Annotated in this window: 15 protein-coding genes; 8 read left to right on the top strand and 7 right to left on the bottom strand. The window is 51.9% G+C overall.

Annotated features, from left to right (window positions below; genetic code table 11):
- Positions 1 to 66: 66 nt before the first annotated feature.
- From VFA_RS08190 to gabT, 8 genes are read left to right on the top strand one after another with little or no spacing between them, the layout of a single operon-like run.
- Positions 67 to 867 carry a gamma-glutamyl-gamma-aminobutyrate hydrolase family protein gene (locus VFA_RS08190; RefSeq protein ID WP_004726244.1) on the top strand — a complete coding sequence of 267 codons (801 nt, stop codon included), beginning with the start codon at positions 67 to 69 and terminating at the stop codon, positions 865 to 867.
- On the top strand, positions 824 to 1,378 hold the full coding sequence (gene puuR / locus VFA_RS08185) for an HTH-type transcriptional regulator PuuR (protein ID WP_004726243.1): 555 nt from the start codon (positions 824 to 826) through the stop codon (positions 1,376 to 1,378). The genes VFA_RS08190 and puuR overlap by 44 nt, the downstream gene beginning before the upstream one ends.
- Positions 1,379 to 1,403: 25 nt before the next feature.
- Entirely contained in the window at positions 1,404 to 2,891 is a 1,488-nt protein-coding gene (locus tag VFA_RS08180) for an aldehyde dehydrogenase (protein WP_004726242.1), read from the top strand.
- Between the two features lie 12 nt (positions 2,892 to 2,903).
- On the top strand, positions 2,904 to 4,181 hold the full coding sequence (locus tag VFA_RS08175) for an NAD(P)/FAD-dependent oxidoreductase (RefSeq protein ID WP_004726241.1): 1,278 nt from the start codon (positions 2,904 to 2,906) through the stop codon (positions 4,179 to 4,181).
- Between the two features lie 28 nt (positions 4,182 to 4,209).
- Positions 4,210 to 5,079: an N-carbamoylputrescine amidase gene (gene aguB, locus VFA_RS08170; protein WP_004726240.1), complete on the top strand. Its 870-nt coding sequence runs from the start codon at positions 4,210 to 4,212 to the stop codon at positions 5,077 to 5,079.
- Between the two features lie 14 nt (positions 5,080 to 5,093).
- A complete protein-coding gene (aguA, locus tag VFA_RS08165) occupies positions 5,094 to 6,182 on the top strand; it encodes an agmatine deiminase (RefSeq protein WP_004726239.1) in 1,089 nt (362 codons plus the stop codon).
- A 21-nt stretch (positions 6,183 to 6,203) separates the two neighbouring features.
- Positions 6,204 to 7,637 carry an NAD-dependent succinate-semialdehyde dehydrogenase gene (locus tag VFA_RS08160; RefSeq protein WP_004726238.1) on the top strand — a complete coding sequence of 478 codons (1,434 nt, stop codon included), beginning with the start codon at positions 6,204 to 6,206 and terminating at the stop codon, positions 7,635 to 7,637.
- An 11-nt stretch (positions 7,638 to 7,648) separates the two neighbouring features.
- On the top strand, positions 7,649 to 8,920 hold the full coding sequence (gene gabT / locus VFA_RS08155) for a 4-aminobutyrate--2-oxoglutarate transaminase (RefSeq protein WP_004726237.1): 1,272 nt from the start codon (positions 7,649 to 7,651) through the stop codon (positions 8,918 to 8,920).
- Between the two features lie 158 nt (positions 8,921 to 9,078).
- Here the strand turns inward: gabT and VFA_RS08150 are convergent, their stop codons facing one another.
- The 7 genes from VFA_RS08150 to VFA_RS08120 all read right to left on the bottom strand — a co-directional run bounded on the left by VFA_RS08150 (position 9,079) and on the right by VFA_RS08120 (position 15,013).
- Positions 9,079 to 10,182, bottom strand: coding sequence for a phosphoribosylaminoimidazolesuccinocarboxamide synthase (locus VFA_RS08150; RefSeq protein ID WP_004726236.1), 1,104 nt, complete (start codon positions 10,180 to 10,182; stop codon positions 9,079 to 9,081).
- A gap of 279 nt (positions 10,183 to 10,461) precedes the next feature.
- Positions 10,462 to 10,857, bottom strand: coding sequence for a hypothetical protein (locus VFA_RS08145; protein WP_004726235.1), 396 nt, complete (start codon positions 10,855 to 10,857; stop codon positions 10,462 to 10,464).
- Positions 10,858 to 11,271: 414 nt separating this feature from the next.
- Complete coding sequence (locus VFA_RS23145; RefSeq protein ID WP_004726234.1) at positions 11,272 to 11,466, bottom strand: hypothetical protein; 195 nt, start codon at positions 11,464 to 11,466, stop codon at positions 11,272 to 11,274.
- Between the two features lie 166 nt (positions 11,467 to 11,632).
- Positions 11,633 to 12,652, bottom strand: a complete 1,020-nt coding sequence (locus VFA_RS08135; RefSeq protein ID WP_004726233.1) for a J domain-containing protein — start codon at positions 12,650 to 12,652, stop codon at positions 11,633 to 11,635.
- A 96-nt stretch (positions 12,653 to 12,748) separates the two neighbouring features.
- Positions 12,749 to 13,417: an OmpA family protein gene (locus tag VFA_RS08130; protein WP_014205245.1), complete on the bottom strand. Its 669-nt coding sequence runs from the start codon at positions 13,415 to 13,417 to the stop codon at positions 12,749 to 12,751.
- A gap of 105 nt (positions 13,418 to 13,522) precedes the next feature.
- On the bottom strand, positions 13,523 to 14,206 hold the full coding sequence (locus VFA_RS08125) for a DUF2786 domain-containing protein (RefSeq protein ID WP_038151448.1): 684 nt from the start codon (positions 14,204 to 14,206) through the stop codon (positions 13,523 to 13,525).
- Between the two features lie 126 nt (positions 14,207 to 14,332).
- Positions 14,333 to 15,013 (bottom strand): DUF3334 family protein, encoded by a 681-nt coding sequence (locus VFA_RS08120; protein ID WP_038151248.1) that lies wholly within the window; start codon positions 15,011 to 15,013, stop codon positions 14,333 to 14,335.
- Positions 15,014 to 15,158 lie beyond the last annotated feature (145 nt).

Genomic DNA, 15,158 nt, shown 5'->3' with positions numbered 1-15,158 from the left:
GGTTGTGCTTTTGGTTTTTGGGTTTTAGTTTGGTAAATATATTGAACAAGCGAGTAGGACGTCGCGATGAATAAAGAGAACGGAATGACGAAGCCCGTGATTGGCGTGATTTGTTGTCGTAAGCAAGTGGAAGGGTATGACGTACAGAGCGTGAATGAGTTGTATCTGAATGCGGTTCGTGATGCCGGAGCTTCGCCACTACTGCTGCCAGCAGGCGCGGATGCGCAAGAGCTCAAACAACTGCTGACCATGCTGGATGGCGTGCTACTCACCGGCAGTCACTCGAACGTCGCCCCGCATCGTTATGCGGCCACGCACGATGAACCGAAAACAGATGAGTCTCGTGATGCGTTGTCGTTTTCACTCATTGATCACTGCATCGAACAAGAGATTCCGCTGCTGGGGATCTGCCGCGGTTTTCAGGAAATGAATGTGGCTTTGGGCGGCACACTGCACCCGAAAGTGCACGAGACCGACGGCTTTATGGATCACCGCGAAAGCGCGAGTTCGGATTTCAATGAAAAATATGCTGACGTGCATACGGTAAAAATATCTTCCAACGGCAGCTTTGCACATTGGCTGAATGCCACGCAGGAAATCGACGTCAATTCGCTGCATGGTCAAGGGGTCAATCAATTAGCGCCGCGTTTGACGAAAGAGGCCGAAGCACCGGATGGATTGGTTGAAGCCTTTAGCCTCAAGGGTCATCCGTACTTCATTGGTGTGCAATGGCACCCAGAATGGCAATCTCGTCAAAGGATCTTTTCCAGAATTCTATTCGATCGGTTTATCATAGCCGCTTCGGAACGTCGGAGTCTTATAAATGGAAACGGATTCAATTGGTCAAAAAATTGCGCAACTGCGTAAGGAACACAAATTATCTCAACGTGAACTGGCGGAAAAAGCCAATATAACTCACAGCGCCATCTCGTCGATTGAGAACAACAAAGTGAGTCCTTCTGTCAGTTCGCTGCACAAGATTGTGAAAGTATTCAATCTGTCTCTGTCCGAGTTCTTTACTCAGGATCAAGAGATAGATGATCGCCCTGTGGTGATCGCGCCGGAACAGTTAATTGAGATCGGTAACGAACGGGTATCGATGCGATTGGTGTGTGATGGGCGTGATAAACGCCGAATGGGTTTCTTGATTGAGTGTTTTCAACCTCATACCGATACCGGTGTGATCAGTATTAAACACGAAGGCGAGGAGAGCGGAACGGTACTCGAAGGTGAAATTGAACTGACTCTGGGCGATAAAACTTATGTGATTCGCGAGGGTGAGTGTTACCTCTTCGATACCAACGTGCCTCATAAATTTACCAATAAAACGGATAGAGTTTGCCGGATCATTAGTGCTCATACGCCGCCAAGCTTCTAGACGTTTTCTTTGTTAAGGAAGCGTGATGAAAACTCAACAGCAATGGATGGATTTGCGGCAGCAACACAATATTGAAGGACGAGCCTTCATCAATGGTCAATATCAGGATTCACTCAGCGGCGAGACGTTTGAAGTCATCAACCCCGCCACTGAAGAAGTCATCGCCTACGTGGCACGATGCAATGATCAGGATGCGATAGCCGCAGTTGAGTATGCAAAGGGCGCTTTCCGAAGCGGAGAATGGGCCGGTCAGTCACCGGCCGCGAGAAAAGAAGTTCTGCTGAAACTGGCCGATCTGATTGAACAGGAGAGAGAGACTCTGGCGCTGCTGGAGACCTTAGACACAGGAAAACCCATCAGTCACAGCTATCAGACTGACATTCCAGGCGCGGCTGCCTGCCTCCGTTGGTATGCGGAGGCCATCGACAAAGTGTATGGCGAAGTCGCGACCACCGAACACAATGTTCACGCCTACATTACACATCAGGCGGTCGGTGTTGTGACCGCCATCGTGCCTTGGAACTTCCCGTTGTGGCTCGCGTGCTGGAAAATTGCTCCGGCATTGGCGGCAGGCAATAGCGTGATCCTCAAACCGTCCGAAAAATCCCCGCTGACTGCAATTTTCCTTGGTCAACTGGCGCAACAAGCCGGGCTGCCGAACGGCGTCTTCCAAGTCTTGCCGGGCTTTGGCCACGAAGTGGGCGATGCGCTGGCGCGTCACCATGACGTCGATTGTATTGCGTTCACCGGTTCCACTCGCATTGCGCGCCAACTGATGATCTGCTCAGGCGAGTCCAACATGAAGCGCGTGTGGGCAGAAGCGGGCGGTAAGAACGCCAATATCGTGTTCGCTGACTACAAAAACTTAGATAAAGCAGCGCAAGAAACGGCTGCTGGCTGTTTCTACAACCAAGGAGAAGTCTGCGTTGCGGCGACCCGCTTGCTGGTGCACGAGAGCATCAAAGATGAGTTTGTCCGCAAAGTGATTGCCGCCAGCGAAGCTTTCACCCCGAAAGATCCACTCGACCCAAGCAGCAGCATGGGCGCGCTGATTGACCAAGAGCACAAGAACAAAGTGCTGAGCTACATTCGTCAGGGCGTGGACGAGGGCGCAACTCAATTATGCGGCGGCAGCGTGCAATGCAAAGGCGCGTTTGTGTCACCAGTCATTCTCGACAATGTCACCAACGACATGACCGTGGCGCAGGAAGAGATTTTTGGCCCGGTGTTGTGTGTGATTCCATTCTCAACCGAAGAAGAAGCGATTCAGATTGCCAATGACTCCCCATACGGATTGGGCGCAGCATTGTGGACTTCTGATCTCGACCGCGCTCACCGCGTGGCGCGCAAACTAGAGGCCGGTTCGGTGTGGATCAACAACTACAACGAAGGCGACATGACGGTGCCATTCGGTGGGTTCAAACAGAGTGGCAACGGACGCGACAAATCGCTGCACGCATTGGAAAAATTTACGGAAGTGAAGACGACCTGGCTACGTCTGGGCTCGTACTAAAAGGAGTTAGCTGTGATTAATCATACCAGTTCATATTACGCCGCAACGGCGAATTACCATCGTGATTTCCCTGTGCTTGAAGGCGACATGGAGTGCGATATCTGTATTGTTGGCGCTGGATTCAGTGGCCTCTCTTCAGCGCTGCATCTGGCGCAGAAAGGTTTCAAAGTCGTGGTGCTGGAAAGTGCCAAAGTGGGCTTTGGCGCCACCGGTCGCAACGGCGGCCAAATTGTGAACAGCTACAGCCGTGATGTCGACGTGATTGAAAAACGGTACTCACCGGATGTGGCGCAATCACTGTGCAACATGATTTTCGAAGGCGGCGACATCATTCGCGGCCTGATCAAAGACCATAACATCGATTGTGATTACCGTCAGGGCGGCCTGTTTACTTCGGTCAACAAGAAGCAACAAGCTGGGCTGGCCGCGCACAAACATCATTGGGAACGCTACGGCAACCACGATCTGACACTGCTGGACAAACAAGAGCTGCAAACCATGATCGGCACCGACGCCTACGAAGGCGGCTTGCTTGATATGCGTGGCGGTCACATTCATCCGTTGAAACTGGCGCTGGGTGAAGCTGAAGTGATTTTGTCTCTTGGGGGGCAGATCTTTGAACAGTCGGCAGTCACGCGCATCGAAAAAGGGGCGAACCCTGTCGCGCACACGGCGAATGGGTCGGTCAAAGCCAAATATCTGGTGTTGGCCGGCAACGCGTATCTCGGCGGTTTGGCGCCCAATATCAGCAACAAGGCGATTCCGTGCGGCACTCAGATTGTGACTACCGAAGTGCTGAGTGATGAATTGGCAAGCGAGCTGCTACCACAGCGTTACTGTGTCGAAGATTGTAACTATCTGCTGGACTATTTCCGCCTCACGGCCGACAACCGCATGCTGTTTGGGGGTGGTGTGGTGTACGGCGCGCGCGATCCAAACGACATCGAAAAACTGATTCGTCCGAAGATGGAAACCGTGTTCCCACAACTCAAAGGCAAGAAAATCGATTTTGCTTGGACGGGCAACTTCCTGCTCACGTACTCGCGCATGCCGCAGTTCGGCGCCTTTGCCGATAACATCTATTACCTGCAAGGCTACAGTGGCCATGGTGTGACGTGCACGCATCTAGCGGGCAAATTGCTGGCAGAAGCATTGACTGGTCACGCGGAACGTTTCGATGCCTTTGCATCGCTCAAACATTACGCCTTCCCGGGTGGTCGCCACTTCCAAGTGCCATTCACTGCGCTCGGCGCGGCGTACTACAACCTGCGCGACAAATTAGCGATTTAATCAGCCTGCGAGTAAAAGGAACAATCCGATGTCTAGAAACGTAACCTTTGCGTGTGTTCAATTGGCGATCTCTTGGGATGTGGAACAGAACCTCAACAAGATCCGTCTAGCGGTGGCAGAAGCTGCGTCACATGGTGCGAATGTGGTGGTGCTGCAGGAACTGATTGCCGCACCGTATTTCTGCAAAAAGCAGGAAGCGAAATATTTCTCGCTGGCCGAAGAAACCGACCAGTGCCGCCTGATTAAAGAGATGAGCCTGTTGGCGAAAGAGTTCAATGTGGTGATTCCGGTGTCTTACTTTGAAAAAGCGGGCAACAGCTTTTTCAACTCACTGGTGATGGTGGATGCGGACGGCACCGTGCTGGACAACTACCGCAAATCGCACATTCCGGATGGGCCGGGTTACAGTGAAAAATTCTACTTCAGCCCCGGCGATACGGGTTTCAAAGTATGGGATACCCGTTTTGGTCGCTTTGGTGTTGGCATCTGTTGGGATCAATGGTTCCCTGAGTTGGCGCGCAGCTTGGCGCTCGCGGGCGCAGAAGCCATTTTCTACCCGACTGCGATTGGCTCGGAGCCACAAGATCCCACGCTGGATTCACGCGACCATTGGCAGCGCACCATGCAAGGCCATTCGGCGGCGAATTTGGTGCCGGTGATTGCGTCTAACCGCACCGGCGTTGAAACCGATGATGGCATCGAAACCACCTTCTACGGCTCGTCATTTATTACCGACCACACCGGGAAGAAACTGGCGGAAGCGGAGCGCCATGAAGAGACCATCCTCTATGCGACCATCGACCTTGAGCAGACGGCTCAAGCGCGTCATAGCTGGGGCTTGTTCCGCGACCGTCGTCCGGATCTTTACGGCGCGATTCAGTCGCTGACCGGACAATAACGCGGAGGTCGGATATGGAACTTACCGGCACACCCAAACAGAACGGATTTTACTTCCCGGCCGAATTCGCGCCGCAGGAGCAAGTGTGGATGGCGTGGCCGTTTCGCCCGGACAACTGGCGCGACAACGGCGAGCCTGCGCAGCGCGCTTTTGCGGATGTCGCGATGGCGATCAGCCGCAAAGCCAAAGTCACCGTCGCGGTCACCGCGGACTATCTTGAGGCGGCGCGTGCCTTGCTACCTGAGCCGATTTCGGTGGTGGAAATGGCATACAACGATGCGTGGATGCGTGATATCGGCCCGACGATGGTGGTGAATGCTGACGGCGAACGCCGCGGCATCAGTTGGCAATTCAATGCGTGGGGCGGTGAATACAATGGCTTGTATGCACACTGGCGTGAAGACGACCAAGTCGCGGGGCAGATCTGCAATCAACTGAATGTCGACCACTACCAAGCGCCGTTTGTGCTGGAAGGCGGCGCGATTCACACCGATGGCGAAGGCACGCTGTATACCACGGAAGAGTGTTTACTCTCTCCGGGGCGCAACCCGCACCTCAGCCGTGAAGCGATTGAAGCGCAACTGGCGCAATATCTGGGCATTCGCAAAGTGATTTGGCTGCCGCGCGGTCTGTTTAACGACGAAACCGACGGCCATGTCGACAACCTGATGCACGTGATTGCGCCGGGTGAAGTGGTGCTCAGTTGGTGCGACGATGAATCTGACCCGCAGTATGCGATTTCGCGCCAAGCATACGATGTGCTCAAGCGTGAAACCGATGCAGAGGGCCGGCGCATTGTGGTGCACAAGTTGCCGATTCCCGGGCCGCTCTACCTGGATGAACATGAAGCTGCGGGCATTGCAGCTTCACAAGGGATGAAGCGCGCGGCGGGTGAACGACTCGGCGGCTCATACGCGAATTTTCTGATGTGTAACCAGAGCATTTTTCTGCCGCTGCTGGATGACACGATGGACAAGCAAGCGATCGCGGTACTGCAAACCGCGCTGCCCGATTACGAGATCATTGGCGTCGCCACGCGAGAAATCCTGCTCGGTGGCGGCAACATACACTGTATTACCCAGCAGATTCCCGCCGCTCGTTAATACGTCACTCAGGTAAACAAAATGGAACAGATAAAAAATAAAGCGCTGCTGGCGTTCCTTGGTGAACCCTGCGGCATGGAGTTGGCCGTCTCAAATCCGGCGACCGGCGATGTTTTAGGTTACCTTCCGACCCAAAGTGAAGGCGAAATTCTGGATGCAATTGAACGCGCACATTTGGCACAAAAAGCATGGCAAACGCGTACTGCAAAAGAGCGCGGCGCCATTCTTGAACGTTGGTATGACTTGATCATGGCCAATCAGGATGACCTCGGTCGCCTGATGACGCTGGAGCAGGGCAAGCCGCTGGCGGAAGCCAAAGGCGAAGTGGCGTACGGTGCCAGTTTCATTCAATGGTTTGCTGAAGAGGGCAAGCGTACGTACGGCGAGTCGATTCCCACACCGGCCAACGACAAACGCATCGTCACCATCAAACAGCCGATCGGTGTGGCTTGCGCCATCACGCCGTGGAATTTCCCGATTGCGATGATCACCCGCAAAGCGGCGCCAGCACTGGCGGCCGGGTGCGCGTTCATCTGTAAGCCGGCCAACCAGACGCCGCTGTCGGCATTTGCAGTTGCAGAGCTAGCGTATCAGGCGGGTGTACCGCGCGATGTGTTGCAGCTGGTGGTCAATGAATCGTCGTCCATGATTGGTGAGCTGTTTACCACCAGCCCGCTGATTCGCAAGTTGTCATTCACCGGATCGACGCATGTCGGCCGACTGCTGATGGCGCAGTGCGCAAGCAGCGTGAAACGCATGTCGATGGAACTTGGCGGCAATGCGCCGTTCATCGTGTTTGATGATGCGGACATTGAGCTGGCGGTCAAAGGCGCGATGGCATCGAAGTTTCGTAATGCCGGGCAAACCTGCGTGTGTGCAAACCGTTTCTACGTGCATGATTCCGTCTACGACGCGTTCGTCAATCGTTTCAAACAAGAAGTGGAAAAGCTCGTCGTGGGCAATGGCTTGGATGATGGCGTGACGGTCGGCCCGGTCATTGAGCAAAAGGCCAAAGAGAACATTCTGGCGCTGATCGAAACTGCGGTCGAGCAGGGTGCGACCCAATTGACGGGCAAAGCGTCGCTGGATGGTCTGTTTATTCAGCCGTGCATTCTGACGGATGTCCGCCACGATATGGACATCGTGCAGGAAGAGATCTTCGGTCCGGTTGCGCCGGTGATTCGTTTCCACAGCGACGCTGAACTGATTGAGATGGCCAACGACACCATTTACGGCTTGGCGGCGTACTTCTACAGCCAGAACATTGCTCGCATTTGGCAGGTCGCAGAAGCACTTGAATACGGCATGGTCGGCATCAACGACGGCATGATTTCAACGGAAGTCGCGCCATTTGGCGGCGTCAAACAATCCGGCATCGGCCGGGAAGGTGCCAAACAAGGCATCGACGAATATCTGGACATCAAATACCTCTGCTTTGGCGGACTCAAAGGATAAGGAACATAGCGATGAATAACTCTCAATGGCAGGAAAGAAAGCAGCAGGTGATCGCCAATGGTATGGCGAACCTGAGTCCGATTTACGTAGAAAAAGCGAATAACGCGCAGTTGTGGGACATCGAAGGCAATCGTTACATCGATTTCGCTGCGGGGATTGCGGTCAACAACACCGGCCACTCGCACCCGCGCATTGTGGCTGCCGTGACCGCGCAATTGCAGCGTTTCTCCCACACCTGTTCGATGGTGACGCCGTATGCGTCATTCATTGAGCTGGCTGAGGCGCTGACCCGCCGCGCGCCGGGCCCTTCAGAGAAGAAAGCGATCTTTCTGACCACTGGCGCTGAAGCGGTGGAAAACGCCGTGAAAATCGCGCGTGCTCATACTGGCCGACCGGGCGTGATTGCATTTAAAGGCGGCTTCCACGGCCGCACGAACATGACCATGGGACTGACGGGCAAAGTAGCGCCCTACAAGAGCAGCTTTGGTCCGTTCCCGGGCGAAATTTTCCACGTGCCGTACCCAAATGATGTGCACGGTATTTCTATTGAGCAAAGTTTACAGGCGCTGGATGATCTGTTCGCGTGTGATATCGAGCCCTCACGTGTGGCCGCGATCATCTTTGAACCTGTGCAGGGAGAGGGCGGCTTCTACGCCGCTCCCCCAGCGTTTGCTCATGCACTGCGCGAGTTGTGTAATCGTCACGGCATCATGCTGATCGCCGACGAAATTCAGACGGGTTTTGCGCGCACCGGTAAACTGTTTGCCACCGAATATCTGGGTGTTGAACCGGATCTGATGACCATGGCCAAAGGCATTGCAGGCGGATTCCCGATTTCAGCTGTGGTGGGGAAAGCCCAAGTGATGGATTCGGCAGCGCCGGGTGGCTTGGGCGGCACCTATGCGGGTTCTCCGCTCGGTTGTGTGGCGGGGCTGGAAGTGCTCAAGATCATCGAAGAAGAGCGTCTGTGTGAAAAAGCGCTGGATATCGGTGAAGTGATGACAACCGAACTGAAATCGTGGCAGCAACGCTGGCCACAAATCGGGGATGTGCGTCATTTGGGCGCGATGATCGCGATGGAGTTTATTGACCCGAACGATGGCAAACCGATGGCCGAACTGACGAAATCGTTGGTGGCTGCGGCGCGCGAACAGGGCGTGATCCTGCTTTCGTGTGGCGTGAAAGGCAACGTGATTCGCTTCCTGCCACCACTGACGATTGAGGCGGACGTCCTGCGTGAAGGCCTAGACAAAGTCAAGCAAGCGCTGAGCACACTCATCTAACCGATGTTGATTTCATTCAGGCTGTTTGCAGATATGGCCTGATGATCAGAAGAACGCGATGGGTGGGTTTCCATCGCGCTCGCTTGGCCTCGACACCAACAAAAACGGTCCGGCTGAATCAGCGGGACCGTTTTTCTATTTCATGCGGGATGAAACACTTAATCGATCAAACCGTACTCTTTTGCCAGTACGTCGATGATTTCCTGTTTTGGATTCGTGCTTAGCTCAATCGGATGGCCGACGATTTTCTCGGCAATGCCAAGGTAAGTACGTGAGATGTCCATCAGTGATTCTAGAGGCAACGCGTTATCACGTGCGAGAGCTTCACGCTCAGGCATGCGCTCTTTGTTGAGCAGAATGTCTGGATCTGGGAAGTAGTTCAACAGGAACTGACGGAACCCTTCTTTTGAGTTTTCGACAATCTTACCTGCTTGGTATTCCTGCGCATCCCAAATACGAGATGAGTCAGGCGTACCCACTTCATCCATATAGATCAGTTTTTCAACGCCATTGGCATCGGTCACGTAGCCAAATTCAAACTTGGTGTCGACGAAAATCTGACCAATTGCTTTCAGCGCATCGCTGATCACGCCAAAGCCTTCTTTCAGCAGTTTTTCATACAGCGCGATGTCTGACGCTTTGCTGAAGTTGAATGCTGCAAAGTTATCTTCAATGTTCTGACGTGTGATATTGACGTCGTCCGCTTCCGGTACGCCGGGAATGCCTTTCAGAATGCCTTTGGTTGATGGCGTCATCAGCAGTTCTGGCAGCGCTTTATCTTTTTCCAGACCTTCTGGCAGCGCAATACCACAGAATTCGCGTTCGCCTTTTGAGTACGCTCGCCACATCGAACCGGTGATGTACTGGCGGCAAATCGCTTCAATCTTGATTGGTTTGGCTTTTTGTACGATCCACACAAACGGGTGAGGGATGTCCAGAATATGGCTGTCGGCTAGGCCATTTTCTTGAAATAGCTTAAACCAGTGGTTTGAAATCGCGTTCAGTGCCGCACCTTTGCCCGGAACCCCGTTGACGCCGCCTTCGGCGTGCCAGATACAGTCAAAAGCAGAAATTCGGTCACTGATCACCATGATGGCCAGTGGCGCATCTTCGGCAACGTTGTAGCCTTTTTCTTTGATCAGGCGACGGCTGTCGTCTTCAGTTAGCCAGTATACCGAGCGGACTTTGCCGCTGTGAACAGGTTGGTTGGTGCGGATGGGGAGGTCGTCATTGACGGCAAGAACTTGGTCAGCAAGGCTCATTTAGACATTCCTATCTTATTTCAAACGTCGTTGAGAGAAGATATCCGTAGCGTAAAAACGGGATGAGATATCAAATACTGAGCGCATCATACCAGAACTATTTTCTGTCGCCAGAGAAAAAGCAAACGTTTGCTTAAATAACTCAGTGCTTTGTCTGGTCACTCTATTTTACAGTGGGGGAATGTGAAGATCAGGGGGAATCCGTGAGCACGGCAGAAAAGCCCTCCGCCGAAACGGAGGGAAAAGACAGTGATAATCATCCTTAATGGAAAAGCACAATTAATGGAAAGCGGTCGGGATGCCGGAGAGGAAGAAGACTTCACAGTGATGTTCAGCCGCCAATTGTGCCAGCAATTTTTGGCTGACGATGTCGATGTTGCCCGAGGCCACAATCGCACTGGCGTTGCCGGATTGAATCGCTTTCATCACGATTTCGATTTCGGAGTGAGACTGAGAAGGTTTCATATGAATAATTTTTCCGCACTGTACGTGATGCGCATTGAGCTCATCGTATTGAGGACGCGGGCACTGGGCAGTGTAAAGAATCCACTGTTGCTGCTGCGATAAATTAGCCAGGCGAGACATCATGCCGGTGTTAGCCCCTTGTGGGGTGTAACGGGTGGTGTTGTAAGTGTGGTTTACAAAACGTGTGGTCTTGAAATCTGCGTGAAGCATAATACTGTCCTTTCATACATGCTGTATGTGTATACAGTATTATCAAATGCGGTACTGATCAAGTGATAATTCGCTTATGGAATGCACGAATTCAAATCAGTGATGCGTGGTTTTTAACTTATCCTATTGATTATATTTATTATTTTATTGAATTTGGTTGTGTGTTTTTTGTTCGCCAAGTGCGATGTTTTGTGATCGCGGTGGTGCTTTATGGTGACGCGAATACTGTTCAACGACCTGTACAACAGGCAAACCCCTGTATAGAAATCCAAAGGAAAACGGAGACGAGGCTTCATTGCGCGTGTTTGACGACGGAGATCAACAGAGACAAAAGAAGAGAAGAAAAAAGAAGACAAGAAGATATACGGAAGGACGGCGATCAAAAAAGCGCCATCCTGGCGCTCTTTTCTCGGGTTAAGGTCTGAATGCGGTCTGCTGGGCTCGACGTTCTCGCAACGCTTGCTCGGCAATATTAAATTGTCGTACATCCATACGCGCAAATTCATTGCATTTAGCACAAGAGTAGTGTGATTTACCGTCGATATATTCGTGTTTAGTCAGCAGGCTGGGTTGTTTACACCAGTCGCAAATGCCTTCGATTGTGAACATGTTTTCTCCCCACCTGATTCAGGTGTTTAATTCGCGGCGAATTATCGCATAGTCAACTGGGGGAAGTTAAGTGTTTGTTATGGATCTTGCGAGAGTAATCGATTGCGCTATAAGGGCTGCGAGCAATCATGGAAAAACAATATCAGAATAATGAATGTTGAATTAACTATTTATTAACATGATTAATAATAATCTTTAAGGCGCCGTTCAGACGCTTCATTTCCTCTTCGCTGCCCTTCATGTCGGGATGGTAGATTTTCGACAGTTGTTTGTATCGCACTTTGATGCTGCGTTCATCGGGAAGCTGGCTGGGATGAAAACCAAACATCGCACAGGCCAGTGATAACTTATGATCCTGATTTTGATTGGCTTGCGCGTTTTGCAGAGATTTCAGTTCGCGATAGAGGGTTTCTAACTGGCGCTTTTGTTGTTTAACGATGCCGGATTGCGCGTTGAGTTTGGCGGCATGTTTGGTGGCATAGTCTTCCTGCTCGTGCGTGGATTGGCGACGTTTGGCCTGTTTGACATAGCGATAAGCCGACAGCAAACAGACGATCACCAACACCACCAGAACGATGAACAGGTAATCGCTCATCAGGCTTTCGGTTTGGTGTTGCGTCGTGGTGGTCACCACGGGTGTGGGTTGGGCGGTGGAGGCGTCGATGGCACTTTCCAATTGTTCGATGGACGACACCTGCCGCGCACGCTGCTGGTTGAATTTCTGCTCCAGTAATTGCGCGTACAATTGCTCCGCTTGTGGGTTGTGTTCGGCGGCGCTGTGATACCAAATCTCCGCCATCGCGTCTGGGCTCGGTGATTGCGTTAAGCTTTGATATAGCTGCCCGATATGCACAGCAGCGCTCTGATTGCCGTCCACCAAGGATTTGATCAACCAAAAGAGTGCTTTGTGGATGTCTTTATCTGTGCCTGTGCCGGCGACGTAGGCGTTGGCAAGTTGAACCATTGCGGGCGTGTGGCCGGCTTCTGCGGCTTGTTGAAACCAATAGAATGCATCGTCCTGACTGACAGGCGTGTTATGGCCACGTTGATAATCAACGGCAAGCTGATACTGCGCGTTACGATCGCCCTGATTGGCCAAGGTGATCAAATCTGAAATGTCGGCTTGTGCGCTGAATGTCAGCAGAGCAGTAAGAGCAACGAGCAATCCTCGAACGAAGTGGCGCATACCCGATCACGATCCTTATTAAAAAAGCCCGGCGTTATGCCAGGCTTAAGTCATTGATGTTCAGACACATCCCATCATGGTGGCTGGCTCATTAAATCATTTTAGCGGGAGAATTTGAATCTCAACGCGGCGGTTACATGAACGGCCATCCGCGGTGCTGTTGGTGCACAGTGGGTAACGTTCACCATTGCCACGCGCAATGGCACGGCCTGCGGCAACACCTTGAGACAGCAAGAACGAACGAACGGATTCCGCGCGACGTTCAGACAAAATTTGGTTGGTGGTGTCGCTGCCTGTGCTGTCGGTGTGACCGTCAATCACAAGGCTGGTGTCTGGGTATTCGACCAGAATTTTTGCCACACCACGCAGCGTGTTGTGGATAGACGAGTCGAGCTGGTATGAGTTGGTTTGGAAGCCGATGCCGTTTTGCATCCGCAGCACCAATTGGTTTTCGCCCACACGTTCGACTTGAACGCCGGAGTTCAGCAGCTCTTGACGAAGCGCAGCTTCTTGTTGGTCAAAGTAGTAGCCGACGCCACCGCCCACTGCAGCACCCCCCGCGGCGCCGATGAGGGCACGCTGACGACGCTCTTTGGCATCATCACCACTTGCAAGGCCCACCGCAGCACCCGCCAGTGCGCCGAGCAATGCGCCTTTGGTGGCTGAGTTTGTCTCGGTTTCACCGGTAGTTGCGTTCTGTCGCTGTGTTGCTGCACAGCCAGAAAGTGCGATCAACACGGCCAATGCCAGAGTTATTTTTTTCAAAACGTCATCTCCATGAGTCATTATTTTTTCCGCATGCAATAAACGAAAAAACAGCCTTGTCGTCAATGCAAGCTTAGACGATTTTACTCAGGTTTGACGAAGGATTTACTTCAATAACTTAGGCGCTTGAGCGCCATCAATGGGGCGGCTGACCGAAATTCGACGACCTTTTTTCAGCCCAACTTCGTAATCGGCGGTGAGGTTTTTCATCGCTTCACGCAATTGCTGCTTAAAGGTTTCGCGGTCTATGTTTTTGAATTCTTTATCAATATAACTATTGATTTTATTTGCAGATTCTTCATCTGGCGTAATGATCGGCAATTTTTCCAGTGCGCCTTCGACCCAACCCGAGAGGAATGAGTTCACGCGACGCTGTACTTCTGGGTTCGATGTGCCGCTGCCAGCAAAGCTGTTGCGGAATTGACCGGTCTGTTCGTTCATCTCGCGATAGACGATATCAAACGCAAACGCCGCAAAGATGGCGCGGTCCGCTTCGCCGATGAATTCCACGCGTTTCAGGCCTTTGTGATTGAGCAGCACCGCTTCAACGCCAAACTTGGTGTTGATACCGCGAATGACACGCAAAATGGCAGATGAAATCGAAGCCGGCAACAAGTGCGTCGACTGCGTTTTCCCCATTTTGATAAACTCAATGTCATCTTTGTCCAAGCCATACTTGAGCATCAGGCGGTGCGCCATCTTGATGGCGTTCGCAGCTTCGTTCACGTTGGCTGAATTGCCTAACTCTAGGCATTTCGCGATTTTTTTGAGGGCTTTTTGTTTATCCATCGACATGCGAAAAACGTTTCTACGGCATTAAGAAAAGTTGGCTATTTTAACGTTTCTGTCATGGAATTTAAAGGCGGAGCGCCAATCTCCTCAAAGAATCTCCTCAAAGATTGGCGCGTCAATGGATTACAAACCCAGTTCGTCGAGTAGGTCAGAAGGGTCAACGTCGTTGCTTTTTGCCGGTTCTTTCTTGGTGGCCATTTTCTGTTGGGTGGCTTCAAGAATCGAATCTGGGCTTTCGTCTTCCTGCACTTCAAACTCTTCCAACTGGATGAATTCGGTTTTATCCATTGCCAGCTCAAGGTAGAAGATGTTGTTGTTTTCGGTGGAGAAGGTGACGCGACGTGCTTGCGGGCGATCGAGGTTAGTGTCGACCGACAGAATGACCTGCTTGTTCAGCGACAGCATTTTAGGTTGGTTTTGCGTGATGTTGGTTTGCAGCTCTTTGCGTACTTTCTTGGTGAAATCGCCGACCAACTGGTTCATCAGTTCTCCCAAGACGTCGCCCACTTCATCGGAGGTGTGCAGAACGGCCAGTTCTTCTTCCGGCATGCCCATGTTACGCATGTAGTTCGCGTAGACTTCCAGAGCGGCTTTCGCCGTAAAGTTAATCACGACCAAGCCAGTGAACCCGCCGTCGAACAGAACGAAGCAACCAAAATCAGGTTTCAATGAGGTTTTGTTGATCTTCTGCACCATCGCAGAATAAGAAATGGTTGAACCTGTGGCTGAAGTAAGCACGCTTGAAACTGATTGGCACAGCTTCAACAAAATGTCTTCGGTGGTCACGATTTTATTTTTTTTCATGTATTTGTCCGTAGATGCTAATAAGACGAAAAGCGGAATAAGCAGCGTATCCTTATCGGTCGAAAAGGAGTAGTGCAATGTGCACATTCCCCTCCATTCAAACCTTCAATCGCGAAGATAAAATCCCTCAGCTAAACGATTGCGT

This window comes from Vibrio furnissii CIP 102972 (assembly GCF_000176175.1).
Lineage (GTDB): Bacteria > Pseudomonadota > Gammaproteobacteria > Enterobacterales > Vibrionaceae > Vibrio > Vibrio furnissii.
The sequence above is the reverse complement of the archived record's forward strand: the minus strand, read 5'-3'. Positions and strand labels throughout refer to the sequence as shown.

Excerpts from the sequence above, each read along its gene's own strand:
- VFA_RS08190 (WP_004726244.1), top strand. The coding sequence starts at position 67 with ATGAATAAAGAGAACGGAATGACGAAGCCCGTGATTGGCGTGATTTGT.
- puuR (WP_004726243.1), top strand. The coding sequence starts at position 824 with ATGGAAACGGATTCAATTGGTCAAAAAATTGCGCAACTGCGTAAGGAA.
- VFA_RS08180 (WP_004726242.1), top strand. The coding sequence starts at position 1,404 with ATGAAAACTCAACAGCAATGGATGGATTTGCGGCAGCAACACAATATT.
- aguB (WP_004726240.1), top strand. The coding sequence starts at position 4,210 with ATGTCTAGAAACGTAACCTTTGCGTGTGTTCAATTGGCGATCTCTTGG.
- aguA (WP_004726239.1), top strand. The coding sequence starts at position 5,094 with ATGGAACTTACCGGCACACCCAAACAGAACGGATTTTACTTCCCGGCC.
- VFA_RS08160 (WP_004726238.1), top strand. The coding sequence starts at position 6,204 with ATGGAACAGATAAAAAATAAAGCGCTGCTGGCGTTCCTTGGTGAACCC.
- gabT (WP_004726237.1), top strand. The coding sequence starts at position 7,649 with ATGAATAACTCTCAATGGCAGGAAAGAAAGCAGCAGGTGATCGCCAAT.
- VFA_RS08150 (WP_004726236.1), bottom strand. The coding sequence starts at position 10,182 with ATGAGCCTTGCTGACCAAGTTCTTGCCGTCAATGACGACCTCCCCATC.
- VFA_RS08145 (WP_004726235.1), bottom strand. The coding sequence starts at position 10,857 with ATGCTTCACGCAGATTTCAAGACCACACGTTTTGTAAACCACACTTAC.
- VFA_RS23145 (WP_004726234.1), bottom strand. The coding sequence starts at position 11,466 with ATGTTCACAATCGAAGGCATTTGCGACTGGTGTAAACAACCCAGCCTG.
- VFA_RS08135 (WP_004726233.1), bottom strand. The coding sequence starts at position 12,652 with ATGCGCCACTTCGTTCGAGGATTGCTCGTTGCTCTTACTGCTCTGCTG.
- VFA_RS08125 (WP_038151448.1), bottom strand. The coding sequence starts at position 14,206 with ATGGATAAACAAAAAGCCCTCAAAAAAATCGCGAAATGCCTAGAGTTA.
- VFA_RS08120 (WP_038151248.1), bottom strand. The coding sequence starts at position 15,013 with ATGAAAAAAAATAAAATCGTGACCACCGAAGACATTTTGTTGAAGCTG.